At 40.1% G+C, this 26387-nt stretch carries 22 protein-coding genes; 7 read left to right on the plus strand and 15 right to left on the minus strand.

The features are described from left to right. Nucleotides 1-1440 (plus strand): TolC family protein, encoded by a 1440-nt coding sequence (locus ACXACJ_RS04145; RefSeq protein ID WP_475135069.1) that lies wholly within the window; start codon nt 1-3, stop codon nt 1438-1440. Nucleotides 1441-1617: 177 nt separating this feature from the next. Here ACXACJ_RS04145 and ACXACJ_RS04150 read toward each other — a convergent pair whose 3' ends face one another. The 3 genes from ACXACJ_RS04150 to ACXACJ_RS04160 form a co-directional block, all read right to left on the minus strand. After that, complete coding sequence (locus ACXACJ_RS04150; protein WP_475133011.1) at nt 1618-3786, minus strand: molybdopterin cofactor-binding domain-containing protein; 2169 nt, start codon at nt 3784-3786, stop codon at nt 1618-1620. After that, nucleotides 3773-4246: a (2Fe-2S)-binding protein gene (locus ACXACJ_RS04155; RefSeq protein WP_475133012.1), complete on the minus strand. Its 474-nt coding sequence runs from the start codon at nt 4244-4246 to the stop codon at nt 3773-3775. The genes ACXACJ_RS04150 and ACXACJ_RS04155 overlap by 14 nt, the downstream gene beginning before the upstream one ends. 88 nt (nt 4247-4334) lie before the next feature. Continuing rightward, nucleotides 4335-5114: a hypothetical protein gene (locus tag ACXACJ_RS04160; RefSeq protein ID WP_475133013.1), complete on the minus strand. Its 780-nt coding sequence runs from the start codon at nt 5112-5114 to the stop codon at nt 4335-4337. A 69-nt stretch (nt 5115-5183) separates the two neighbouring features. Here ACXACJ_RS04160 and ACXACJ_RS04165 point away from each other — a divergent pair, with 69 nt between their 5' ends. Beyond that, nucleotides 5184-6173: a LuxE/PaaK family acyltransferase gene (locus tag ACXACJ_RS04165; protein ID WP_475133014.1), complete on the plus strand. Its 990-nt coding sequence runs from the start codon at nt 5184-5186 to the stop codon at nt 6171-6173. A gap of 109 nt (nt 6174-6282) precedes the next feature. Next, on the plus strand, nt 6283-6420 hold the full coding sequence (locus ACXACJ_RS04170) for a hypothetical protein (protein WP_475133015.1): 138 nt from the start codon (nt 6283-6285) through the stop codon (nt 6418-6420). Here ACXACJ_RS04170 and ACXACJ_RS04175 read toward each other — a convergent pair whose 3' ends face one another. The 4 genes from ACXACJ_RS04175 to ACXACJ_RS04190 all read right to left on the minus strand — a co-directional run bounded on the left by ACXACJ_RS04175 (nt 6421) and on the right by ACXACJ_RS04190 (nt 14751). Then, nucleotides 6421-7575, minus strand: coding sequence for a sigma-54-dependent transcriptional regulator (locus ACXACJ_RS04175; protein ID WP_475133016.1), 1155 nt, complete (start codon nt 7573-7575; stop codon nt 6421-6423). A gap of 102 nt (nt 7576-7677) precedes the next feature. After that, nucleotides 7678-10500: a glycosyl hydrolase gene (locus ACXACJ_RS04180; protein ID WP_475133017.1), complete on the minus strand. Its 2823-nt coding sequence runs from the start codon at nt 10498-10500 to the stop codon at nt 7678-7680. Between the two features lie 160 nt (nt 10501-10660). Then, nucleotides 10661-13957, minus strand: a complete 3297-nt coding sequence (locus ACXACJ_RS04185) for a WD40/YVTN/BNR-like repeat-containing protein (RefSeq protein ID WP_475133018.1) — start codon at nt 13955-13957, stop codon at nt 10661-10663. A gap of 110 nt (nt 13958-14067) precedes the next feature. Continuing rightward, on the minus strand, nt 14068-14751 hold the full coding sequence (locus ACXACJ_RS04190) for a hypothetical protein (protein ID WP_475133019.1): 684 nt from the start codon (nt 14749-14751) through the stop codon (nt 14068-14070). A gap of 125 nt (nt 14752-14876) precedes the next feature. On the opposite strand from ACXACJ_RS04190, the gene ACXACJ_RS04195 reads away from it, so the two are divergent. Continuing rightward, entirely contained in the window at nt 14877-15680 is an 804-nt protein-coding gene (locus ACXACJ_RS04195; protein WP_475133020.1) for an XRE family transcriptional regulator, read from the plus strand. 7 nt (nt 15681-15687) lie between these two features. Here the strand turns inward: ACXACJ_RS04195 and ACXACJ_RS04200 are convergent, their stop codons facing one another. Then, the gene (locus ACXACJ_RS04200) at nt 15688-16749 is read right to left on the minus strand and encodes an AMP-binding protein (protein WP_475133021.1); all 1062 of its coding nucleotides are present in this window, start codon (nt 16747-16749) and stop codon (nt 15688-15690) included. Nucleotides 16750-16768: 19 nt separating this feature from the next. Between ACXACJ_RS04200 and ACXACJ_RS04205 the strand changes: the two genes are divergently transcribed. Continuing rightward, nucleotides 16769-17887, plus strand: a complete 1119-nt coding sequence (locus ACXACJ_RS04205; RefSeq protein WP_475133022.1) for a carboxypeptidase-like regulatory domain-containing protein — start codon at nt 16769-16771, stop codon at nt 17885-17887. A gap of 6 nt (nt 17888-17893) precedes the next feature. On the opposite strand, the gene menD is transcribed toward ACXACJ_RS04205, so the two are convergent. From menD to ACXACJ_RS04220, 3 genes are read right to left on the minus strand one after another with little or no spacing between them, the layout of a single operon-like run. Next, nucleotides 17894-19603 (minus strand): 2-succinyl-5-enolpyruvyl-6-hydroxy-3-cyclohexene-1-carboxylic-acid synthase, encoded by a 1710-nt coding sequence (menD, locus tag ACXACJ_RS04210; RefSeq protein ID WP_475133023.1) that lies wholly within the window; start codon nt 19601-19603, stop codon nt 17894-17896. Then, nucleotides 19600-20820, minus strand: coding sequence for a chorismate-binding protein (locus ACXACJ_RS04215; RefSeq protein ID WP_475133024.1), 1221 nt, complete (start codon nt 20818-20820; stop codon nt 19600-19602). Before ACXACJ_RS04215 ends, menD begins: the two co-directional genes overlap by 4 nt. A gap of 1 nt (nt 20821) precedes the next feature. Beyond that, a complete protein-coding gene (locus ACXACJ_RS04220; RefSeq protein WP_475133025.1) occupies nt 20822-21220 on the minus strand; it encodes a hotdog fold thioesterase in 399 nt (132 codons plus the stop codon). 78 nt (nt 21221-21298) lie between these two features. On the opposite strand from ACXACJ_RS04220, the gene ACXACJ_RS04225 reads away from it, so the two are divergent. Beyond that, nucleotides 21299-21919: a histidine phosphatase family protein gene (locus ACXACJ_RS04225; protein WP_475133026.1), complete on the plus strand. Its 621-nt coding sequence runs from the start codon at nt 21299-21301 to the stop codon at nt 21917-21919. Here ACXACJ_RS04225 and ACXACJ_RS04230 read toward each other — a convergent pair. Genes ACXACJ_RS04230 through ACXACJ_RS04245 form a run of 4 tightly spaced genes read right to left on the minus strand, consistent with a single transcriptional unit; the run spans nt 21897 to nt 25280 of the window. Continuing rightward, nucleotides 21897-22157, minus strand: coding sequence for a tetratricopeptide repeat protein (locus tag ACXACJ_RS04230; RefSeq protein WP_475133027.1), 261 nt, complete (start codon nt 22155-22157; stop codon nt 21897-21899). The two genes, ACXACJ_RS04225 and ACXACJ_RS04230, sit on opposite strands and share 23 nt — an antisense overlap. A gap of 16 nt (nt 22158-22173) precedes the next feature. Then, on the minus strand, nt 22174-23382 hold the full coding sequence (locus tag ACXACJ_RS04235; protein ID WP_475133028.1) for a tetratricopeptide repeat protein: 1209 nt from the start codon (nt 23380-23382) through the stop codon (nt 22174-22176). Between the two features lie 10 nt (nt 23383-23392). Then, nucleotides 23393-24172: a zinc ribbon domain-containing protein gene (locus ACXACJ_RS04240; RefSeq protein ID WP_475133029.1), complete on the minus strand. Its 780-nt coding sequence runs from the start codon at nt 24170-24172 to the stop codon at nt 23393-23395. Between the two features lie 10 nt (nt 24173-24182). Continuing rightward, nucleotides 24183-25280 carry a Nif3-like dinuclear metal center hexameric protein gene (locus ACXACJ_RS04245; protein ID WP_475133030.1) on the minus strand — a complete coding sequence of 366 codons (1098 nt, stop codon included), beginning with the start codon at nt 25278-25280 and terminating at the stop codon, nt 24183-24185. Between the two features lie 41 nt (nt 25281-25321). On the opposite strand from ACXACJ_RS04245, the gene lpxK reads away from it, so the two are divergent. Further along, entirely contained in the window at nt 25322-26380 is a 1059-nt protein-coding gene (lpxK, locus tag ACXACJ_RS04250; RefSeq protein ID WP_475133031.1) for a tetraacyldisaccharide 4'-kinase, read from the plus strand. Nucleotides 26381-26387: the final 7 nt, after the last annotated feature.

A 26387-nucleotide genomic window follows, 5' to 3' on the forward strand; every position in this document is an offset into this window, starting at 1 on the left:
ATGTGTAATAGATTGAAATATAAATATTTAGTTGTTGCTAGTCTTTTGTTTGCCTTTACGGCTTGTAAGGCACCAGACTTAGTAGAAAGAACAGCCAATACCAGTAATATGCCTGCGAGTTTTAATAACAACTCGCAGGATACTACCAACACTGCTCAGGTGCAGTGGAAGGAGTTTTTTACTGATCCTTATTTGGCTTCCCTTATCGATACTGCACTTCAGAATAATCAGGAATTGAACATTGCCTTACAGGAAATTGAGATTGCTAGAAATGAAGTAAGAGAGAAAAAAGGGGAGTACTTACCATTTGTGAATTTGGCCGGTGGTGCTGGAGTTGAAAAAGTGGGTAGATACACCAGCCAAGGCGCAAATGATGCGAATACTGATATTGAACCTGGCAAAGAATTTCCTGAGCCATTGGGCGATTTCATGTTGGGCGCTTATGCTACTTGGGAAGTGGATATTTGGCACAAATTGAGAAATGCTAAAAAAGCAGCTTATTCTAGATTCTTGTCTACAATGGACGCTAAGAATTTCTTGGTAACCAATTTGATTGCTGAAATTGCAAATTCATACTACGAATTGCTTGCGTTGGATAATCAATTGGAGATTGTTCAACAGAACATCGAAATTCAGAGCAACGCTTTGAAAATTGTGAAGCTGCAAAAGGAATCGGCTAGAGTTACCGAGTTGGCAGTTCGTAAGTTTGAGGCTGAAGTTTATCATACACGAAGCCTTCAGTATGATATTCAGCAGAAAATCACTCAAACTGAAAACAAGATCAATTTCTTGATTGGTCGTTATCCTCAGCCTGTTGAAAGAAGTTCTAAAAGCTTCAATGATTTGGTGCCTAAAACAATGTTTACAGGTATTCCTTCTCAATTGTTAGTAAACAGACCTGATATTAGACAAGCAGAACTTGAGTTAGAAGCTGCAAAAATTGACGTTAAAGTGGCCAGAGCTCGTTTTTATCCTCAATTGGGAATTACAGCGGGTATCGGTTTACAAGCTTTCGACCCAACATATTTGGTGAAAATGCCTCATTCTTTATTGTATAATTTGGCTGGCGATTTGGTTGGTCCACTTATCAATAAGAATGCAATTAAGGCTGCTTATTACACTGCCGATGCAAAACAGATTCAGGCTATTTACAACTATGAAAAAACAGTTTTGAATGCTTTTGTTGAAGTAGCTAATCAGTTGGCTATGATCACCAACTTGGAGCAAAGCTATGACCTTCGTTCTAAAGAAGTAGATGCGTTAAATCAGTCAATCGACATTTCGAGCACTTTGTTTAGATCTGCCCGCGCGGATTATATGGAAGTTTTGCTGACTCAGCGTGATGCCCTAGAATCGAAGTTCGATTTGGTTGAAACCAAAGTGAAACAAATGAATGCTACGGTAAACATCTACAGAGCCCTTGGCGGTGGATGGAATTAATAATAATGATTGAAGAACAGTAAAGGTTAGCATTAAGTAGAGTAGGCGGTCACTGCAAGTTTTGCGGTGACCGTTTCTTTTTTTAGCCAAAAAAAGGCTGTTCTAAAGAAGGTGATGTTCCCAAAATGAATTCAGAAGCATCAATTCATCCAGCTTTAAAACAACCTGTTTTGTATTCTAAATCTCTTGTAAATCGAAAGGTAATTTTCTGATTCGCTTACCGGTTAAATCGTACACTGCGTTTAGAAGTGCCGATCCAATAGGCGGTAAACCAGGTTCGCCAACACCGCCAGGAGCAATATCATTTTCCATTAAATGAACTTGAATGTCGCGAGGAGCCTCGTTAATCCTTAACATACGATAGTTATGGAAATTGCTTTGTTCCGCAGCACCATTCTTAAAGGTAATTGGGTCTTTCAAAGCAGCTGTTAAACCAAAAATGATGTTCCCTTCGGTTTGGGCTTTTACCTGATCAGGATTAACATAAATACCACAGTCTACCACTGAGATCACTTTGGGTATGGTTACTTTTCCGTTTTTCTTTTTCAAGAAAATAGCATGCGCGACAATGGTCCCGAAGCTCTCCACAATGGCCACCCCTTTGCCTTCATTCTCAGGTAACTTTTGATTCCAATTGGATTCTTGCTCTAGCTTTTCCAACACTTTTACAAATCGAGGCTCAGCTTTCAGTTTCTCTTTTCTGAATTGAAGAGGGTCTTTGCTGGCCATGATAGCAATTTCATCTACAAAAGCTTCGTGAGCTACCCCATTGGTAGATGCGAAAACCGAACGCCACCAATGAATTGGGACTTGGCTTTGGAATTCGTTGTAACGCACGGATAAATCCTCAAATTCGTAGTGGGTATTTATGCCTTCCATTACCTCAAAAGGAATGCGTCCATTAGCAGGGCGACCTTGTGTAGTAATGGCCTGGCTTGTCATTTTGTGTTGCATTCCCTGAGCTTCTCCTTTTGCATTAAAAGAAGCTTTAAAGCCATGAACGGTGCCTTGTCTGAAAGGGCCTTGTGAAGTATCATCTTCTCTGGTCCAAATCAATTTTATTGGTTTCCGTAAGGCTTTCGAAATCTGAAAGCATTCTTCCAGCGAATCGTTCATCGATCTTCGGCCAAAACCACCGCCCATAAACGGCATATGCACTTTGATTTTCTCTTCAGCTTGATCGTCTGGAATACCCAACTCTCTCGCAAATTGTCGCTGCACCTGAGGACTTTGGCTCGAAGCCCAAATTTCTACCGTATTATCTCGCTTTACATGAACTGTGGCGTTCATGGGTTCCATGCATGAATGAGATAGGTAGGGGAGTTCGTATGTGGCTTCTAAGGTTTTAGCCGCAGAAGCATAATTTTCTTTGAAGTTGCCTTTTTCGAAATGTTCCAAACCTTCTGATTTGGAAAGCTCATTCATTTGGGCGAATAAACTTTCCGTGGTTACATTTTGAAATTCAGCGTTATCCCATTTTACATTCAGCTTTTTTCTGCCTTGTAAAGCCGCATAGTGGTTTTTCGCGATTATTGCGATTCCAGTATTGGCTTTGCCGTAAACAGTCCGTGTAACTTCCATTACATCAATTACGCCATCAACAGCCATTGCCGCAGCTTTATCATAGCCGACCGCTTTGCCTTGAAGTGTTGGGCAGCGTTCCACTGTAGCATAAAGCATACCTTCGGTTTTTGCATCCATACCAAAGTCAGCCGTGCCGTTTACTTTACCTTTTAGGTCTGGCCTTTCCGTTGCAGTTCCAATAATATTGAAATCAGATTTGGCTTTAAGGGTTGGCTTTTTAGGCAATTCTAACGTAGAAGCCGTTTTAACCAACTTTGCATATGGAATTGAAGCTTGAGTATCTTTTCTGAAAACTTTTCCTTCCTTCGCATAACAGTGGTTTTTATCAATTCCCCAATTTTTTGCTGCAGCTTCTATCAATACTTCTCTTGTGGCGGCCCCTAAAGTTCTCATAGGAGTGAAAAGAGTGCGCATGCTTCGGCTACCTCCAATGGATTGCTGGCCATATTTTCTAAGTGCACTGGCTTTTACAATGGTAACTTGATCCATTGTTACATCCAGCTCTTCAGCAATTACCGCAGGTAATCCCTGAAAAATGCCTTGCCCTAATTCGGGAATATGTGCCATGATGGAAATTGTCCCGTCTTCGCTTATGACTACAAAAGGATTAAGGGAAGTTCCTTCTACAAGGTCTTCTGCCATTAGCTTTTTAATAGACACTTCCTCTCCGAAAGCCAACGTTTCGAATCCAACGGCCAATACTGCTCCACTAAGCCCCGAAATTTTCAGGAATCTTCTTCTGTTGATTTTACTTGCTTCCATGGTTCATTTCTTTTGAGGCTGAATGAATTGCTTTTCTGATACGCGTGTAGGTTCCACAGCGGCAAATATTGCCCGCCATTGCAGAATCGATTTGATCATCTGTTGGGTTGGGATTGGCTTTTAGCAGCGCTGTAGCCGACATGATTTGCCCTGATTGACAGTAGCCACATTGAGGAACTTGTACTTCTAACCATGCTTTTTGAACAGGGTGAGAATTGTCTTCGGAAAGACCTTCTATAGTCGTAATCTGTTGATTTGCAGCTCCTGAAATTGGAATGGCACAAGAACGCACTGCATTGCCATTTAAGTGGATGGTGCAGGCTCCGCATTGAGCGATTCCGCAACCGTATTTCGTTCCAGTCAAGCCAATTTCATCCCTAATTACCCAGAGCAAAGGTGTTTGAGGGTCGGCATCGACCGTATATTTCTTTTGATTAATTTCTAACGTAAACTTAGCCATAGCACAAATTTGTTATGCTATACAAGTTAGAAGATAATTCGATGAAATGTAGGCCGAAATAAATTGAAAGGAGATTTTACTCCTTGTACTAGTCGTTTATTTTGACGCTTTGAAGTGTGAACTCGGGGCTTTCGACAATATTACTCTTGTTCAGAGCCCTGTCTTGCATCTGGAATTGAAGCTTTATGGTGTCCGTTCTGAAAGTGGGAAGAAATAAACCAGATTTCATTTCATAAGTGATAATTCCTTCAATCGGCCCAGGGTTGTCTTTCAGGTCAATACACGGATTGTCTTCGTTAGAAAGGCAAGGGATCCGGCTGTCGAATGGAACCTCACCACAGTAAGTTTCTCCATTGGCGGCCAATGGTAATCTGCGAAAGTCAAGCTCTTCAAACTGACCGTTTTTCTTCACATAAAAGTTGATGAAGAAGTTAAAACGATCTTCATTTAAAGTCCTTCTCAAGGTATCCAGCGCGTCTCCGTCATTATTATAATCAATACCGTTGTCGCCTTCCAATTCTTCTCTCAAATAGTCGATACAAGTGAAAGGAGGATCTTCAGGTCGTTCGCCATATTGAACAATTTTCCCTTGGTTGTTGTAAACAAAGTCGAAGTCTGGCCCAGTCTCACCACCGTCAAAACCAATATCACCATCTCCATCGGTTACGTTAAAAGAAAGCCTGATTACACCCGAGCGAACTTCAACGCCCGCAGTTCCAATAATGTCGATAACTTCTTCAAATTCTACATTTTCAAAGCTGATGGAAGGTTCTTTGGGAAACTCCGGTGGACGGAAACAGCTAGTGACTGCTCCTAAAAAGATCAGCGATAGATAGAATTTTGAGTGTTTTGAGAAACTTAAAGCCATCCGATTTTATTACTGAATACAATTATAGTCATATTTGCCCTAAAGGGCTTAAGACCGATTGAATAACGAATGATTTTTGGCAAAAGTTTATACGAGCGGATTTTTTATGTAGAGGATCAAACCTTTGATGATTTGGCTCTCGATGTGTTTCGCTATCAGTATGATTACAATCCATTGTATCGTTCGTTTGTCGATCATTTGGGAAGAAAAAGGAATGAAATTGATGCCGTAGCACAAATACCTTTTTTGCCCATAGAGTTCTTTAAAAGGCACAAGATTCAGTCGGGAAGTTGGAATCCCCAAAAATATTACGAAAGCAGCGGCACCACTGGCCAGGTTACAAGTAAGCATTATGTGGCTGATGAGGAATTCTATTTGAAAATGGCGGTTTCCATTTTTGAAAAGCGCTATGGGAAGATTGAGGATTTCACGGTTTTGGCACTTTTACCTTCTTACTTAGAAAGAGGAAATTCCAGTTTGGTGGCCATGGCACAAAGGTTTATTGAGATTTCAGAAGATGACCGCTCTGGTTTTTTTCTGAACGACTTCGATAAACTCGCTGAGACTTTAAAAAGTTGCGAAGCCGAAGGGAAGAAAACGCTTCTGCTGGGAGTGACTTTTGGATTACTTGATTTTGTGGATGAGTTTGCCTTCCCATTTCCAGAGTTGATGGTTATGGAAACTGGTGGAATGAAAGGAAGAAAGGAAGAAATGGTGCGAAGCGAAGTTCACGATGTGCTGAAAGCTGCTTTTCAAGTCGATGCTATTCATTCAGAATATGGTATGACAGAACTGTTTTCCCAGGCTTATGCTCCTAAGGACGGCATCTTTTTCTCAGGAAAATCCATGAAGGTTTTGCTTCGTGATATCAACGATCCACTCTTTCTTTCAGATACATTGAAAAGTGGGGGAATGAATATCATTGACTTGGCAAACGTGGACACCTGTAGTTTTATTGAAACCAAAGACATCGGAAAAACTCACTCTACCGGGGGATTTGAGGTTTTAGGGCGAATGGATAATTCCGATATCAGAGGCTGTAACCTTATGGTACTCTGACTGGTTACATAATAATAATCTACATACACAATCGTTTTGACACAGATTGTTGTAGTTTATCTGCTGAAAAATTTTAAAAATTTATATTTTTGTTACTCAAATAGTTGTGATGAAAAAACTCAAAGTATTAGCTCTTCTTCTTGCTGGTTTAATTCTTGGTCTTTCTTCTTGTGTTCAGCAGCCATGTCCTGCTTACACTAAGGCCGACATGAAATACAAAAAAGAGAAGCAAGAAGGAAGATTCTGATCAAATCAGATACTTCCTTACATCTTGCTGATTGATTACATCTCCAGCCATAATTACCAATCGTTCGGTAACGTTTCGTAATTCCCTAATATTTCCTGACCAATCATACTTTTGAAGTTCTTCGATTGCATCATCATCGATTTGCTTCTTTTTATTGCCGTACTCGTTGGCAATGTCTTCCAAAAATTTATCAACCAACAAAGGGATATCCTCTTTCCTGTCTTTTAAGGCCGGAACTTGAATAAGGATTACTCCCAAACGATGGTATAAATCTTCTCTGAAGCGATTTTCTGCAATTTCAGCTTTCAAATCTTTATTGGTGGCAGCCAATACGCGTACGTTCACATTGATGTCTTTGTCTCCGCCCACTCGGTTGATTTTGTGCTCTTGCAACGCGCGCAATACTTTAGCTTGTGCTGAAAGGCTCATGTCCCCGATTTCATCTAAAAAGAGCGTTCCATCATTGGCCTGCTCAAACTTTCCAATTCGTTGTTTATGGGCAGAAGTAAATGAGCCTTTTTCATGGCCGAAAAGTTCGCTTTCTATGAGTTCTGCTGGAATGGCAGCACAATTGACTTCTACGAAAGGCGCCTTTGCTCTATTGCTTCTTTCATGAATTCCTCTGGCTACAAGCTCCTTTCCTGTTCCGTTAGGGCCAGTGATGAGTACACGAGCGTCTGTTGGACCAACTTTGTCCATCATTTCGATCACATCTTTTAAGGCTTGCGATCGGCCTACCATTTCGTATTTTTTAGAGAGCTTCTTTTTAAGTGTTTTGGTTTCGGTAACCAGAGAAGACTTTTCTAAGGCATTTTTTACCGTAAGTAAAAGCCTGTTCAAATCTGGTGGTTTCGGAACAAAATCGAAGGCACCCATTTTGGTAGCGTCCACAGCTGTTTCAATGGTACCATGGGCCGAAATCATGATGAATTGAGTGTCAATTCCAGCCATTTGAACGCGTTCCAAAAGTTCGATACCATCCATTTTTGGCATTTTCACATCGCATAACGCAATGTCGAAACCATCAGCAATTAACTTTTTAAGTCCTTCTTCTCCGTCTTTAGCCTCATCGACACTATAGTTTTCGTATTCTAGAATTTCTCTGAGTGTACTGCGGATGCTTTGTTCATCATCTATGATTAAGATTTTTGCCATGGTTCGGTTTTATAATATCTAAAATGGTGTTAACAACTATACAACGAGAAGCGAAATTAATGTTTACACTGACTCGGTATTAATTTTAAAAAGATTGTACTTCTAAATTAAACGTACGGGACCAATAATTCCCATTGGATAGTACGATTGATGCCTCGTCCAATTTTGTGCCACTTGATTATCTTCAAGGCTCTTCATGTAGTTTCCAGTTATGGTTGTCAGTTTGATTTCAAGTTGATTCGTGCCACTTTTAAGTGCTTCTGCAATATTATAGCTATGTGATCCATACCAACGAGTTCCCAGGTTTTTTCCGTTTAAGGTTAATTCTGTAACCCCTTGAACATTGCCCAAATCTATTTGTGAGAACTCATTTCTATTGGCCTCAAAGGTCTTTTTATAAATCACTTCTCCCGCAAAATGTTTGGTTTTGGGATCTTCAATCAAATCTTTTAGTTCAGAGAAATCGATGTTTTGTGAGCTGCCGTCCATATGGTTCAGCGATAATTGCCATGCACCTGCTATCGTTTTTCCTTTTTGGCTGAAGTTGAATGGGCTATAGACTTCACCGCTCGCTTTTTCTTCGAATACAATAAGTAGGGAAGTAGCTTTGGGCAATTCCAATTTGAGTTGATTGTTAGCCTTGGCGGTAGGGTAGAGCCATTTTTTGCCTGTTTCTAAATCCCATAAATGTGGGTAAAGATTCTTGTCTACAGAAAAATCTGCTTCTACTGAGATGTGTTCCGAAAGACTGGTGTTAGCTAAGAAAAATGCAGGCTTGCCATCAGCTAAATAACTTCCTTGGCTCAAATATTTGTGAGTCTTATTCAATTTAATGTAAGGCAGAATGTTTAATTCTGTTTGAAGTTTTTTATACCATCCAATAATATCTTCTTTGGGCGCAGGGTAAATTACGGTGTTTGCTGAGTGTTCTTTTAACAGATTATTTATCAGGTTTTTAACTTCAAGGTCACTTTGTGAGGCATTGAGAAAATCAGTGGATTTGAATGGTTTTTTCTCAATAAAGACAATCTTTCCACCAGTTTTAGCGAAAGCCATTAAAGCCTTTGCCGTAGCAACAGTGAGCGTTTCAATTTCTGGCAAAAGAATGCAACGATACGCACGTTGGTTGTAATGCATTTCACCTTTACGGAATTGCGAATTCTGAATAATATGTTCGCTCACATAATCACTGCCTCCTCCGTTTTGTTGAATGGCTTCCCAGATATTGTTTTGGTATTCTGGATACCACTTTTGAGGAAATGGATCGCGTTGCGGCCCATATTTCAGCCATAAATCTGTTAATGGTTGAAGGATTGCCACGTTAGCCTGAGGCGTTGTGTTCTGAAGAAAATAGGAGAATCTGGCTTTGTAATTAGCCCAATTTTTGAAATACGGCCACCATGTATTCCTTTCATTGAAATAGGCTCCGTATCTAATCCATCCAGGGAATTTTGCTTCAGGTGGGGAGTAATTGAAGCCATGTAAGATAGAATGCGTAACACCGGAGATATTACTCTGATCGCCAGCTACTTTGATGTTTTCCAACGTGGCCATAAAAGCCATTTCCGTATTTGTGATTTCTTCGCAGCTCACAATTTTCTTTCCTGCCAAAACAGCTCCAGAAGAAACATATTTATTCGACATTCGGGGTGCTCGGCCACTAAGCCCAGTATCAGGGTATTCGCGACCAACATCTTTGAAAAGCCAAGTTTCACTTTCGGGGATATCTATGGACATACTGGCTTCCAACGGATGCATTCCTCGGCCGTAAGCTTGCATTCGGGATTTAACATGGTTGGCGTGACACCAATCATTAAATGTGTCTATAAACCTTTCTTTGAATAGCTCGATACGCGTTTTGTAGTAATCAAGGTCTACCCGTTTAATCTGATCGATCACTTCTTCTGGGAATTGTGTGCCGTATTCTTCGTTTAAAGGGTTGCCCATATGGCCAACTTTTTTCAACACAAATGGCAAATAGGGTAGAAGTGAGTAACCTCTCCTTTTTTCGAATTCAGCAAGTAAATCATCATTCCAATTGGCGCCTTCTAGTTCCATACTGTCGCAAAACATCGCTCTGATGTATTGGCCCATATCACCAACTTGCCCGGTAATTAGGTTCGAAATCCTATTTAAATAAGCTTCAGTGGCAGGCTTACTATAATGATTCAATACTGGGCCGGCTGCTCCAGGGGCACCATTGATTACAGCCATGTAGCCCGTCAATTTAACTACATAATAAAGTACACTTTCTGAAGGTACTTCCACTGAAAGAGTTTCATCTTGAATGTTTTGAGTCAGGTCAACACCTTCAGTAAACTTACTGGCTTGTTTAGGAGCCAACCTAGCCATTATGATTTCTTTATAAACCGTTTTGTTTTTAGAATGAAGCGCAGGGTCAACAGCATCGAGTAGTTCCTTTACTTTAAGTTGATGGCTGCCTGTTTTTAAATCAACGGTTCCGATGGTCACCATTTGGGTTTGGTGATCTTTTTCAAGAAACTCACCACCAAAAGGCCAGCCAGAACCTACAATCATATCGCAGGTCATGCCTCGTTCTTTCGCTCCCTTCAAAGCCACTTGAAGTATTTCTAGCCAATCTTTCTCAAAAATGGTGAGCGATTTGTAGCCAACAGGATCGGTACTTCCCGGGAAGGCAATAGGATTTATTTCTACTCCGCCAATGCCTGCGGCTTTCATTACATCGAGTTCTCTCAGAATTTCTTTTTCGGCTAAACGGTTGCCGTTCCACCACCACCTTACGAACAAATGAGTGTTTAGCGGAGGGTTTTGAAAACCTTTATAAAGACTTTCTAAGTTTTGAGGGGAAGTTAAAGTGTCGGCAAGGTTGCCAAGCGTAGAGTTAATGAAAAATACTCCAGAACCAGCAACAAAGCTGCTTTTAACAAAATCTCTTCTTTTCATTGGTCGTGGTTAAGGTTGAGCCTCGCATTGATGAGTCTCATTTTTATATTGAAAATTAGCACAAGGTAAAAAGTTTGGCCGTTTATCCAGCCTGTTTTGATGTGGAGCAAAAGAAAAGGCCACCGTTTCCGATGGCCTTTGATAAGTGATTTGCTAGTTGTTATTTCTTGATTGGACTAGAGAAATCTTCAAAGAAGTTTAAATCCGTTTTGTCGTAAACAGCTTTGAATTTCGGCCAATCGTTTTGGAAGAATTCGTTAGCTTTTTCAATCGTCAGATTCATCATTTTTTGAGCATTTTCTAACAAGTTTTTCTCGTTTGGTCCAGGAGCACCCATACGAGAGTTGTTGTATCTGCGAGCCTGCTGAATCCAGTTATTGGCAGTTGTGGTTGATTCTCTTACCACAGCTTGACCTCTAGGGCCTTGAATACCAGTAGTGAGTTTTTGAACAGGTTCAAATTCTTCTTTCACGGCTTTCAAGGCCTCTTTTAACTCTTTCAGATTTTTGCTGTCTGCATTTTTGATTTGTGCTTCAACTTTCTCAATAATGTCATCAGCCTTTCTTACCCTGTCAGTAATTTCAGAGAATGATTGCGCCATTTTCAATACTTCATCTTCAAAAGCTTTGTTGGCTTGAAGCTCACTCAGGCTGATTTCCATTCTTGGGTCTTGGTGAACAGTTACAGTTTTAGAAACCTGTTGGTCACCTAGTTCTAACACTATTTTATAAGTGCCAGGTAGAGCCGAACCAGCAGATTGTTCTCTGTTTTGGTTGCCTCCGCCACCGAAGCCTCCACCAAAACCACCGAATCCTCGGCCTCCACCACCAACTGTTGGATATGGATTTCTTCTATCCAATCCCCAAGTCACCGTGTTGATTTCTCCTTTTTTAATGTTTGAAGTAGAAGTTCTTACTGTGTCTCCAGCTGAGTTCAGAACTGTCATTTTAACCTTTGTAGGTAGTTCCTTTGTTTCTGCAGGAGCTTCTTCAGTTTTGCCTTTACGCTTCTTGCCTTTTGATTTCGAATCAGAAACTTCGTCTTTTTTCTCGTCATTTCTAACCCAGAATTTTACATTGGCAGCGCTTAAATATTTGTTTTCACCTTCGTATGGTCCACCATCTGCAGGGAATCTCATGCCCGCTGGTTGGCGGTAGGTCATCTGGTAAGCATCCTGAATATCGAACATTACAATGTCAGAGCTCTTCACTTTGTCTATTCCTTGAGCTGCAAAGGCTCTCAACGGACGGATATCGTCCAAAACATACATGGCTCTACCAAAAGTAGCGATAGCTAAGTCGTTTTCTCTCGTTTGAATAGCAAGGTCCATAGTAGAAGCAGATGGGTATCCGTGATTCCATTTGTTCCAGTTTTGTGCTTTATCGAAGCTCACATAAAGCCCGTTTTCAGTTCCTAAGAAAATCAAGTTTGGCTCTTCTGGGTCTTGAAGAATGGATAAAGTATAACCGAATACATCGTTGTCATCCACAATTCTGGTCCAAGTTTGGCCGTAATCGGTGGTGTGATAAGCATAAGCAGAGAAATCGTTTCTTCTGTAGTTGTTAGCGATTAAGAACGCTTCGCCAGCATTGTAATCAGAAGCGCGAATTTGTGGAATCCAGCTGCCAGCAGGCAAGCCAGGTAGCTTAGCGGCAACGTTTTCCCAGTTTCCACCTTTATCTTTTGTTACTTGAACGTTTCCGTCATCAGTGCCTACCCAAATCACGTTTTTGTCTAGTGGACTAGGAGCAATTGCCAAAATGGTGGTGAAGTTCTCTGCGCCAGTAGCATCAATTGTAAGTCCACCGCTTTCGTTTTGCTTTTGCTTTTCAGGATCGTTTGTGGTCAAATCTGGAGAAATAATGGTCCAGTCATCACCACGGTTGGTGCTGTAATGCAAGAATTGAGAGCCAAAATACACTCCATTTGGATCATGAGGGTCTGTTGAAAGTGCCGCATTCCAGTTAAATCTAAGTTCTGTAGCAGTATCAGGCTCAGTGGGTCTTACTGTTTTCGCATAACCACTCACTTTGTCAAAACGGCTTACGTTTCCTTCTTGCGACATGGTATATCCATAGCGAGAATCACCTTCAATTGGGGCAACATCAAAACCATCACCAAAACTCAGTTCTTGCCAATCAGAGCTTCGAATGCCAGCATAGTTGAACACATAAGCCGGGCCTACCCATGAACCGTTATCTTGCATGCCACCATAAAGATTGTATGGCATTTCATTGTCCACATTTACATGATAGAACTGACCTACTGGAAGTTTTTCGGTAAATCTCCAAGTATCGCCCATGTCGCGAGTAATGTTCAAACCGCCATCGTTTCCGTCAACAATGAAAGAAGGGTCTTCTGGGTGAATCCAAAGTGCATGGTGATCAGGGTGTACTCCTGAATATGGCAGGATTTCTTCAAAAGATTTACCGCCATCTTCAGAACGAGAAACTCTTGAGTAAAGGCTGTAAACTCTATTTTCGTTTTTCGGGTCAACGTGAATATCTGCATAATAGAAAGGACGATCCCCTATATTTCTTGTGCTCGCAGAAGCACCTCGTAATTCCCAAGATTTACCACCATCGGTAGAGCGATAAAGTCCATTGGCGCTTGATTCGATTAAAGCATAAACGTAGTTAGGGTTGCTTCTTGAAATTCCTAAACCAATTCGGCCGAGTTCGCCTTTCGGAAGGCCATCTTCTGAAGATAACTTTTTGAAGTTATCACCACCATCATAAGTAACGTATAGCCCAGAACCTTCACCACCTGATTTGAAAAACCAAGGCCATCTTTTGTGTTCCCACATGGCAACAAAAATTTTGTTAGGGTTTGAAGGGTCTGCGATCATATCGGCCACACCGCTCAAATTGTTGGTGTAAAGAATTTTCTCCCAGGTTTTACCTCCATCTTTTGTACGATAAAGACCTCTTTCTTCATGTTCTCCCCAAGGAGAACCTATTGCTCCTACATAAACGATGTCTGGATTTTCTGGATGAATGTAGATTCTGTAGATGTTTCTTGTTTTTTCAAGCCCCATCAATTCCCAAGTGTCTCCGCCATCTAAAGAACGGTAAACGCCATATCCACCACTTACAGAGTTTCTTGGATTTCCTTCTCCTGTACCTACCCAGATGATATCAGGATTCTTTTGATAAATTTCGATAGCGCCAATGCCTAAAACTCTTTCGTCATCGAAAAGAGGTTCCCAGTCAAGGCCACCTCCGGTAGATCTCCAAAGGCCTCCTGAAGCGGCTCCAGCATAAATAATTTGAGGATTACTTTCTACCACGTCAATCGCGGTTATTCGACCGCTCATGGCGGCTGGGCCTATACTACGGGCTTTCATATCTTTGAAAAGCTCCATATCTACCTTTTGCCCAAAGGCAAAAGAAGATACTAGCATAAGCACCATCACCAAGCTCAGGGTTCCGAACTTGATTTTTTGAGTGTTATTCATAGATTAGAAATTTGTTTGAATGATGTTGAGTTAAGCTAACTTTTTTCTATCAATCGGACAATATCGTTTTCTAAGAAGTATTCTCTTTGGTGTATGAATGGTTACGAATACTAATCTTCTACATATGAGAGCAGTACTTTAATGCCAATACCAAAAGTGAGATAGTTGAACCTTGAATCACGAACAGTCATGTCGTACCATTCATTTTCATGATCGTAAAATACACTTTGGGGCGTTAAATATTGAGCTCGGTTGGAAATCGTGGATCGTAAATGAGTATCGAAGCTCAAGTAATCATTCAGGTAAACCTCTAAACCAACACCCAAACCGTAATTCAGTACAAAATCATCTTGATCTAAAACCCGATCCCAAGGTTCATCCCATGCACTGTCACGAAAACTGGCGACCGTATAGATGTAGCTCAGTCCAGTAGTGAAATCAATATAAGGCTGAACACCAATTTTGGTTGGCGGTTTAATGCGAAGAAGAGCGCTAAGGTTGGCGAAACTGTTGTTCCTTCTTACTCGAACATCTCCCAAGTCGGGGCCGTGATAACCTTCGCGAACTTCTGACCCATATCTTGTCATGCTGAAAATTCCACCGAGATGGATTGGTGAGTTTCTGATTTGAACAGCAACATCGGTACTAAAACCGCCTCCCCATATTTCTGGAGAATCGTTTCTTAGTTCGCCTGTAGGAAGAAATCCGTTGATACTAAAACCTAGTGTTGATTGAGCCTGAACTTTGGGCAGCGAGAGCGCTATAATAGTAAGCGCAAAAAATAATTTTTTCATGATTGAAGCGTTTGACCAACTTTTTCTAAACCAAGATTGTGCCAAAAAATAGCTGACATTTTAAGTAAAATTAAATAGAGTTCGGTCTAAAATAATTAGTAATATTGTTGTCTAAATTTTTTAGGATGAGCATAGTTTCTGATAATATTAAACACCTGCGAAAGCTCCAAGGTTGGACACAAGCTGATTTTGCTGAAAAGATTGATATTAAGCGTTCGCTTGTTGGTGCTTATGAAGAAGGTAGGGCAGACCCTCGCCTAAACAATTTACTGAACATGTCGAAGGTTTTTCGCGTGCAGGTGGACTTATTGATTTCAAAAGACCTTTCAGGCTCTTCTCTTGAGCAAATTCAAAAGCTAGTTGCTCCTAAAAAAGGCTCATCTAAAATTTTGTCCATTACGGTAGATCAAGATAATGAAGAATTGATTGACCTAATTCCTCAAAAAGCCTCTGCAGGTTATTTAAATGGCTATGCCGATCCTGAATATTTAGGAGATTTGCCCAAGTTTCAGCTGCCTAATTTGCCGAAATCTGGTACGTATAGAGCATTCGAAATTACAGGAGATTCTATGTTGCCTTTGAAGCCTGGAACCATAGTGATCGGTAAGTATTTGGATGATGTGAGGGAGATTAAAAATGGTCGATGCTATGTGATTCTTTCTAGGGAAGAAGGTGTGGTTTATAAACGGGTTTTCGATTATACCAATGAGAACGGAAAGCTCTTTTTGGTCTCTGATAACAAAGCATATTCACCTTATGATATTGATGTGAATGATGTTATCGAGGTATGGGAAGCCAAAGCATATTTGAGCATGGATTTACCGGAATACTCAAAAGACGACATGGACTTTGAAAAGCTAAAATCAATAGTTTTGGAGCTTCAACAAGAAGTTATTAAACTAAAGGATTCTGGTTCCAAGGTAAATTAATTGAAGCTTAGAGCAAAGATTTTATCTTTTGCCGATCTACTTTTCCTGAAGGAGTTAACGGAAGTTTCTCTAAGATTTGAACTTTAGCAGGAGCATGGTATTTGGGCAACTCTAATTTGAGTCTTGAAAGAACTTCATCTTCTGAAAGATTTAAATTGGTAGAGGCAATCACCGCAGCATAGGATTCCCCATACTTTTCATGAAGGGTTTTAATGAGTGCTAAATCAGTATTCAGCAACGATTTTATTTTTTCTTCCAATTGATCCAAGTGGATTTTGATACCACCAGAGTTAATGACAAAATCTGCTCTGCCTAACCATTGAAATTTTTCGCCTTTAAGATTGACCACATCATTAGTTTGTATCCATTCGTTTTGAGTAACATCCGCTTTTAGGGCCAGGCAATCACGCTGATCTAACTTGGCTTCAACACCAGGTAGTAGTTCGAAAAAGTCGCTTTTTTCTGCTCCATTAAGTCTTTTCAGTGCAATGTGAGAGACGGTTTCTGTCATGCCGTAAGTACTAAAGACTTGCGTTTTTATGGTTTGAAGTCTCTCCACTAGCTTTTGGCTTACACTCGCTCCACCGATAATAAGCTTAGAAACGTTGTTGAGGATGGCTATTCCTTTTTCGCTATTCAATAGGTTTTCTACTTGAAGAGGAACCATAGCCGCGAAGTCAAATTTTTGATCAATATCTAAGTGAGCAGAAAGATCTGAGGATGGAGGAATATGTATCAATTTCCAACCCAATTCAATAGCACGGACGATCATCATTTTTCCACCAATAAAGTCAGGGTTAATGCATAGCAGCGCTGTTGTGTTTTCAGCAAGTTTTAGAGCTTGCCCTGTTCGTTGTGCACTCGCGACCATTTGATTCCTTTGGATCGAAATTATTTTGGGTTGGCCAGTAGATCCAGAGGTTTTTTGTTGAAAATTGGGTTGGTCGGAAAGCCATTCTTCTATAAACTTGAAAGAAGAAATAAGGGAGAGATCACGGCTCGATTTTTGTTGATCTGAAGCTTTTGAAAAATGTTTTTTTGTACTATCCCAAATCACTGTGCCGCTCATAGGCCAATTTTAGTTTATTATGTTTAGAGTTCAAATTCTAAGTTTCTTGTTTCTGCTCGCCTTTGCGATAAAGATCAATGCTCAAAGCACGCAATACGTTATAAAAGGAACAGTTTCCGATGCCGAAACAGGCGAGACTTTGCCTTTCGCTTCTGTTTTCTTGGCTAATACAACGATAGGTACCGTGTCCAATAAGGATGGTGATTTTGAGTTGATCATTCCGAAAAAGGGGTCTTATGATTTTATTGTGAAATTCGCTGCTTATGAGACTTATGTGAGGTCTGTGCAGTTTTTTGAATTTAAAACCATCGATATAGATGTACAATTGACTCCGGAAACTCGACAGCTGTCGGGCGTAGTTGTTACTGCAAAAAAGGATGATGAGTGGAGAAGAAATCTTGAGGATTTTAAAAAGGGATTTTTAGGCACTTCCATTTTTGCCCAACGTTGTAAAATCGTGAATGAAGAGGCCATAGATTTTTACTTCGATAAGGAGAACAATGTTTTTGAGGCATTTGCAAACGAGCCATTAATCATAGAGAATAAGTCGCTCGGTTATAGACTTAAATATGTTCTTGAAGGTTATAAGGTTTACTATAATGAAAGATATACTTCATATTGGGGTTTCCCTTCTTTTGAAGAATTGCGAGAAAAAGGCCCAAGAAACAGGTGGTTGGATAATAGGGAAATAGCTTATAATGGTTCTGTTGACCACTTTTTTAGCAGCTTGTTTAGCGGGAAGTTGGATGATGAAGGTTTTTATGTTCAAATGGGTAGAGATGTTGATGGCAAGCGGTTTTTAGATAGAAATAAAATTGATCTCAACCAATTTGTAAAACCAGGGCAAACTTCAAACTCCAAGCGTTTAGAATTTGAGAATATTCTATATGTTACCTACACCAGAGAAGCTCCAGATATTTTGTCTCCTTCAAGAGATTTTAGATCGCCTTCATCTTTTTCAGGAGGAAATAGACAGCGTTCGGTTCTCTTTTTAAGAGAAGGCAAAACCTATATAGAATTTGAAAGCAACGGTTATATATATAATCCGCTTGATTTTCTTGTTGGAGAATATTGGGGATACGAAAAAGTAGGTGAATTAATGCCTATTGATTATATCCACACAAGAGAAAAGGAGTGAGTTATTTTACTCACTCTTCTTAAAGCTCTCTAAAACCTGTCTTTTGTATTCGTTGTAAACTTCAGTGTTTCGCTCAGTTTGGGTTTGGATTTCCAGAATTTTGGCAGTTTTTGAAGCTTGATAAAAGGAAGAAAGTTCTTCTTTCAAATCCTTTAAATTAGAGACACAAACATATTCAAATCCAAAATCACGAGCTGTATTCTCTGCATCAAGTTTTTGCTTGGTTTCAAAATATTCCTGAAGTTCAGGCTGTCTCTTTGGTCCATCAATCATTCTGAAAATACCACCTCCATGATTGTTGAAAACAATTAGTCGAAGATTTTTCAGATTGTAATTGTGCCAGAATGCGTTTCTGTCGTAGAAAAAGGCCATGTCGCCCGTAAAAAGAGTGACAAGGTTTTTTTGGCTTAAAGCCGCTCCAACAGCCGTGCTGTTGCTGCCATCAATTCCGCTAGTGCCTCTGTTTGCAAAAACTTGGAGGCTCTTATTTTTAGGCACTCCAAGTACATTCGCGTAACGTACCGACATGCTATTGGCTAAATGAACCAAGGTTTTGTTAGGTAAATGCTCTAAAGCACAACTGAACGCTTGAAACTCACTGAATTTACGTTGCTTCAAAAACTTATCCTGCTGTTCAATCACTTGCTGGTCGGCTCGCTGCCAAGCATTCAAAAAGTTGAAATCACCTTTGCCACCTATATAGCGAACAAACTCATTGAAGAACATCTCTGACTTTAAGCGAATTACTTCAGTGAGATTTTGTAAAGTGTCATTGAGTTGAGAAGATGTACTTATATGCCAATGCTCTTGTGGAGGATTGTTTCTTAAGAACAGTTTCAAACTTTTCGACATCAAAGATTTTCCAACCGTAATTAAAAGCTCAGGAGCCATTTCTTTATGGTCTGTGTTCAATTGAGGCTGTAAAAATGAATCCTGATGGGTAATAACGCCTGGTAAATCCTGCTGATTGCTAATCACATCGGCAATCACAGGCACACCCGCCTTTTCTGTAAACTTGTATAAAGCATTCAAAAAGGCTTTAGAATACTCCATTTGACCAATTACAATGGCTTTGGTTTTGTGCTTTTGCCAAGCTCTGCCAAGTCGTATCCAATCGAAATGCTCTATGTTAAAGTCGAGTTTCTTATTCTGTATAATCCTGACTTCAGGAAAACTCACCACCTCGTTGCTATCGGGGTAGAAGGGTTCCCTGATTGGTACATTGATATGCACAGGCCCTTTTTTGTTGGTAGCCGTAATTACAGCTTCATTTACGGTTCTGTTGCATTGCCATTTTGCATCACGATGCGAGGCATCTACTGGCAAATCATAATAAGCCCGAACATGCTTGCCGTAAATTCCTGATTGCTGAATGGTTTGTCCATCATATTGATTAATCCATTCAGGAGGACGATCAGCGGTTAATACTAGCAACGGAATTTCTTGGTAGAAGGCTTCGGCAATAGCCGGAGCATAATTGTACGCTGCAGAACCCGAAGTGCAAATCAGAGCTACAGGCTTGCCTTGTTGTTGGGCCATTCCCATGGCGATAAAGGCAGCAGACCTTTCGTCAGGGACAATCTTGGTTTCTATATCGGGATGGCGAACAAAAGCTAAAGTTAAAGTTGCAGACCTTGAGCCAGGGGAAATGATGGCTGACTCAATGCCATGAGCCGCACAAATTGAGGCTATATCGTAGATGTGTTGCAGTATCAATTTTCGGGATTCAGTAAACTTAAAAGTGTATTGAATTTCAGTTCGGTTTCTTCCAATTCTTTTTGAGGGTTAAAGTCTTGCGTGACTCCAGCTCCTGCATACAGAATAGCACTATTATTCAACAATTGCATGCATCTGAGGTTTACAAAAACCTGTGTTTTTCCTTCATTTTGAACAGGCCCCAAGAAACCAGCGTAGTATTCTCTGTCGAAACCTTCGTTTTCTTTTAAAAAAGCCAAGGCCGAATCTTTTGGCATGCCTGCCACGGCCGAAGTGGGATGGAGTAATTCTAACATTATGGTACCAAGTTCAGGGAAATTGGTAGACTTCATGTCTACTTTAAATTCTGTTTTGAGGTGAAGTAGGTTGCCAGCAACAGCAGTTTTTGGTCCTCTTTCTTCGTATTCTCTTAAGCGTATTTTTTTGAAGCAATTGATGATGTATCGGCTTACCAAAGCCTGTTCCTCAATTTCTTTTTGCATCCAAGCCGTTTCGCTCAAAGGTTTTTCAGGGTCTCTTCGTTGGGTTCCGGCTAAAGAAACGGTATGGAAAATGTCACCATCTACTCCTAGAAGAAGTTCTGGTGTGGCGCCCATCCAAGTTCCCGATTCAGGAGTAGAAACAATGCTCACAAATGCATTGGGGTATTTTTGGCAAAGGGCCATAAACTGGCTAATAATGTTGAAGCCAGATTGAAGTTTGATTTGCTTTGTTCTTGCAGGAACTACTTTTTCGAATGCACCAGATTTAATTGCCTCAACGCCAGCTTCGACCAAATTGGTATAGCTGATGGTGTTGCTGTTTGCTAAAGGCTTAATGTGAAATTGAGGTGCTTTTTCTGAAGAAATTCCTTCAGAAACATCTTGTAAAAAGGATGTCTGCTGAGCTTCAAAAGCACCCTCTTCTGTTGGGTGAATTACGACTTCTTCAAAATCGAAAGACAGGTGAATATCACTTTTTATAAAAAGGCTTTTTCTTTCAGAATGATCGAAAGGGGAGAAGAGAAAACCTTTGGGTAATTCTTGTAAATCAATTCTTTCAATTTGACGGACGTTTTCAAATGAAACCATCAAGTTGATCTCATTCTGGTTGGGTAACCTCCAAACAGCCATTGGTAGATTTCGTGCATAGGCTGTATTGAGTGCAGAGGCCATTATCTGGTTTTTTTCAAAAGCAGATAAATCAACATTTATAGTTTCCGTTTGATTTTGCTTCATACTACTTCTTGTCCATCACGGCCATGGTAATTCTGCTAATGCATACCAAGGCACCTTCTTCATTTGTAATCTTAATCTCCCAAATTTGGGTTTTCCGCCCAATATGGTGAGGTTTTGCTATGGCATATACCCAGCCTTCGCGTACTGATTTTATATGATTGCCATTGATTTCGAGCCCAACACAATATTGTTTCTCCCAATCAACAGTACAATGCGCTGCAAAACTGCCTAGCGTTTCGGCTAAGGCCATTGAAGCTCCTCCATGCAACAAACCCAACGGCTGTTTAGTGCGATGATCTACCGGCATTTTTGCTTTCATAAAATCGCTACCGATTTCGGTGATTTCAATCCCCAAATGATCGACCATTGTATTTTGGCCCATTTGGTTTGCAGATTCCATATTAACTCCGGGTTGAAACATGATGGTTATGAATTAGTTTCTAGATTTGCGCCTGAATCGGGCAAAAATAGAACAAAATTGAAGACCAAAAAAATATACCTTACACGTCACGGGCAAACAGATTTTAACCTTCGAGGCATTGTACAAGGTAGAGGTGTAAACTCTGACTTGAATGATACCGGAAGAGCGCAAGCCAAAGCATTTTATGCTCGGTTTAAAGATGTGCCTTTCGATAAGCTGTATATTTCTTCATTAAAAAGAACCTACCAGTCAATGGAAGGTTTTATTGAAGCTGGTTTGAATTATGAGAGCCTTCCTGAAATCGATGAAATCAGTTGGGGAGTACATGAGGGTGAAGTGGTAAGCATTGAGCAGAACGCTTACTATTTCAATATGATTAGCAGTTGGCAAAAAGGCGAAACGCATTTGGCCATTGAGGGAGGCGAAAGTCCAGATCAATTGGCTGAACGTTTAAGAAAGGGCCTCGATTACATTATGGCGAAGGAAGATGAGGATACAATTCTTATCTGCATGCACGGAAGAGCCATGAGGTTAATGTTGGCCATAATGCTTAATTATCCTTTGAGCGGAATGGACTACTTCGAGCATCATAATTTGGGTCTTTATGAACTCACCTACACAGGCAGCATGTTCGTTTTAGATAATTATAATGACACTAGTCATTTAAGTCATCTATAGTTTTTAGGGCAATTTTGGCCTTGCTATCCAAGCTGTTTTTGTATGGGTGTTTTTTGAATGCCAGCACTTCGTTAAACATGCTGGTGGCCTCTTCGTATTTTTGTAATTCTACATAGATATAACCCATTTGCAGGTAGGCATTAGGAACGAAATAAGACCCTTGAAGATGTTCTTTCTCGTCAATCACCTTTTTGAAGAACCGTAAAGCTTGGATATTTTTCTTTTGAAGTTGCGCCATTCTGGCTTTTCGGTATTCAACTTCTAGCTTTTCTTTTTGGGTTAATGCTGACGTGTTGAGAACTCTTAATGATTTCTGCAGCTTTTGTGAAATAGCCGCCATCAATAGCATAGCGAATGCTCAGCAGCTCAAAGTTGGTTTTCTCGGCATTAAGAATCTTCTCCGCGTTTCGGTCAGCTTCTGTGTCGCCAGTGTCGTAATTTTTTGCCTGTTGCCAAGTTTTTTGAAAAGCTTCGGGATCACCTAAATGATAATGGCAAAGAGTTATTTTCAGCAATGCGTCCTTTCTGTAATTCAGGCCTTTGAACGCGTTCAAGAAAGCTTGATAGGAAGAAAGCGCTTCTGAATACTCTCCTCCTTGAAAAAGGCTTTCTCCCAAAACATAATAGAAGAGTGCGTTTTGACCTGCATTTTTCTCATTTTCATTTTCTAGCGTATACTCTAAAAGTTGAGCAGCTTCCTGAGCTTTATGCGCTTTCATCAAAACCAATGCTTCAGCATAAACTTCGACCTTGGTTTTTAGAGGCTTACTGAAGTTCTGGAATTGAGCTAGAGCTTTTTCATTGTTTTCTAGTAAGTAACAAAAGGTAAGCGCAGAAATCAATCGAGTTTCTGTTGTGAAATCACTATTGGATTCCGAAAGTTTTTCTAATTCTTTTAAGCCTTGACTGACATTGCCTTCGAGCCCCAATATATTCAGTACCCATTTTTGTCCATCGGGCACCGCTCCAAAAACCACATGTAGTAAGCCCATGGTTTTGTAATTGGGAATAAAATCAGGATAGGCTTCAATGTTGTCTTCTGTGAGTTTATAGGCTTTTCTCAAGTTCCAGACACCATTCCATGTATAACCAAACTTGAGCCTAACAAAGGCCCACTGAAGTTTAATTTCAGCGAGAAAGAAATTTCTATAGGCAGATTCTGGTTGATCTTCTAGAAAACTCAAACGCTCATCTTCATTTGAAGAAAGCTGCTCATAGCGTTCTTTATTTCCATTGAAAATGAGTTCTAGAACATCGTTCAGGTTTTGAATGTAAAGGTTGAAGTAAGGAATGTCTGTTGCGGAGGAAGAAAGTTCTCTGGCCTTTTCAAATTCGAGGTTTAAGGCTGCTTGATAGGCTTGATTATCAGTTTTTGACTGCCCAAAAACCGTATTGCAGAAAAGTGTAAAAACAAAAAATGGATAAACCGAAAGGCCTATCCATTTTCTTGAATATCGTAACATTGCCAAAAGCTTATTTAGCTTTAACAGTTCTTCTGCTTCTTTTTGGCTTTTCTTCTTCTTTAACAATCTCGTCAGTAACATCAGAAAGGATTCTTCCACAGTGTTCACAAACGATGATTTTCTTACGCTCACGAATGTCTGCTTGTCTTTGTGGAGGAACGATGTTGAAACATCCACCACAAGCACCACGGCTTACTGGAACTACAGCCAAACCATTTCTAGCGTTGTCTCTAAGTTTGTTGTAAGAGTTCAAAAGTCTCTCCTCAATTTCCTTAGCAGCCTTTTCTCTGTCGCTCAAAAGTTTTTGCTCGTCATCTTCACTTTCTTTAGTCAAAGTTTCAAGCTCGTTCTTTTTGTTGTCAAGGTCTTTAGATCTTTCGCCTAATTCTTCGTCAGTTTTAGCGATTTCTCCATTTTTAGCCTCGATTTTAGCGTATGCTTCTTTGATTCTCTTTTCAGAGATTTGAATTTCAAGGTTCTGAAGCTCAATTTCCTTAGTGATGGCATCGTACTCACGGTTGTTACGTACGTTCATCTGCTGCTCTTCGTACTTCTTAATAAGTGCTTCAGAGTTCTTGATCTGGGTTTTGTAGTCGCTAATATTAGCTTCTAACTCGCTAACCTCAGATTTAAATTTATCTATTCTGGTTTGGTACCCAGCAATCTCGTCTTCAAGGTCGGCTACTTCATCAGGAAGCGCTCCTCTTACTTTCTTGATTTCATCCAGCTCGGAATCAATGGATTGCAGGTGAGTAAGGGCGTCAAGTTTTTGTGCTACAGTCTTTTCCATTCACGTTTTTTTAGAAGTACTTTACGGGATTCGTATTCACCTCTGACAAATAGGTTGCAATATTAGCAAAATTTTCTGTCAAATATGAATGCAAGAGCTCTTTTGTGAACTTTTCGCTTTCATAATGACCAATGTCTGCAATTAGCGTATGTCCTTCACCATCAAAGAACTCGTGGTATTTGAAATCCGCAGTTACAAAGGCATCGGCACCTTGGCCTTTTGCGCTTTGTAAAAGAAAACTTCCAGCGCCTCCGCAAACCGCTACTCGCTTAATTTTGTCATCGTTTTTAGCCGTATATCGAATTGTTTCTAACGCCATGGTTTCTTTCAGATGGGTAAGAAATTCTTCGGTTGACATTTCTTTTTCCAGCTCACCTATCATTCCTGAACCTACTTCCTGATTGTAGTTTTCCAAGGAGGTTAGGTAATAGGCTACTTCTTCGTAAGGATGACTTTTCTTAAGAGCTGCCACAATTTTTCCCGACAAATGAGATGGGTACATAATTTCCACCCTGTTTTCATTTACGCGTTCCAATTGATTTTGAGTACCAATCGTTGGATTGGCGTTTTCATTGGGCAGGAAAGTTCCAGTTCCATTTACCTTAAAACTACAATGCGAGTAGTTACCAATTTCACCAGCACCAGCCTTATGAAGAGCATCCAAAACTTCGTCAGTTTTTTCAACAGGAACAAAAACCACCATTTTCTCTAAAAGTTGTTTTTTAGGCACCAATATGCGGAGGTTGTTTAACCCGATAGTTTCGGCAATTTTTCTGTTTACACCGTTTAGCACATTGTCTAAATTGGTGTGTATGGCAAATATGGCAATGTCGTTTTTGATGGCTTTGATCACCGTTCTTTCAACGTAATTTCTGCCATTCAATTTTTTGAGCCCTTTGAAAACAATGGGATGGTGCGCTACAATAAGGTTACAGCCTTTTGCAATGGCTTCATCTATAATGGCTTCGGTACAATCCAAGGTACAAAGCACGCCAGAAACTTCCCATTTGGAGTCTCCTGTGATCAAACCCGCATTGTCATAAGATTCTTGATATACCGCTGGAGCAAGGTTTTCCAAAGCCCCGATCATATCCTTGATTTTTACCATATTTGCAGCTTTTAAAAGGCTAAGATAGAAACCTGATTACAATGAAGCTCTTGCAATGGCTATTATTTCCCTTTTCTGTTCTGTATGGAGCTATCATGCGGTTCAGAAATCATTTATACGAAATAGGGAAGAAGCCTCAAACAGAGTTCGATAGGGTTATAATTTCCGTTGGAAATCTTTCAATGGGAGGAACAGGGAAGACTCCCATGATTGAGTACTTGATTAGGCTTTTAAAGAACGATTACCAGATTGCTACTTTGAGCCGAGGCTATGGTCGTAAAACTCGAGGTTATAGAATGGGAAGTAATGAAGATACGGCAGAAACTCTAGGTGATGAGCCTTTTCAATATTTCAGAAAGTTTGGTGAAGACATAAAAGTTGTGGTTGGTGAAGAAAGAATTTTGGCTATTCCTTCAGCCATTATGGAAGATGAAAGCATAGAGGTTTTTCTTTTGGATGATGCTTATCAACACCGGAAAGTAGCGCGGGATTTTAATATTCTTTTAAGTCAGTTCGATAAGCCATTTTATGAAGATTACATTCTTCCCACAGGGGAATTAAGAGAGGGGAGAAAAGGTGCTGAACGAGCGGATTGTATAATTATCACAAAATGTCCTTCTCATTTAGCAACTTCTGAAAAGGCCATTATCACTGAAAGGGTGAGAAAGTATAGTGGTTCAAAACCTGTTTTTTTTAGTTCCATTGCTTACGATTTACCTCAAATGATCAGTACTTACGAAACTGAAATATTGGATGGGGACGAGATTGTTTTACTGACAGGTATAGCAGATACTAGTGTTTTTAAGGCTGAACTGGCAAAGAAATATGATATTCAAAATGAGTTTGTGTTTGAAGATCACCATAGGTTTAATACAAAGGATTTAGATGCAATCCATGATTGGATGGTAGAGGAAGCTAATTCTGAGTTAAAAGTAATAACTACAGAAAAGGATATGGTACGACTTTTGCCTTTCAGGGATCATCCACTTTTTCAGTCTTTCGGGATTTATTTTGTGCCCATTAAGTTTGTGTTGGAAGAAGAGGAAGACTTTAAAAATCAACTATTGAAAGTCGTGGAACAAAAGAAAAACCTCAATTGAATTGTTA

The organism is Roseivirga sp. AWQ4_251, from assembly GCF_056158225.1.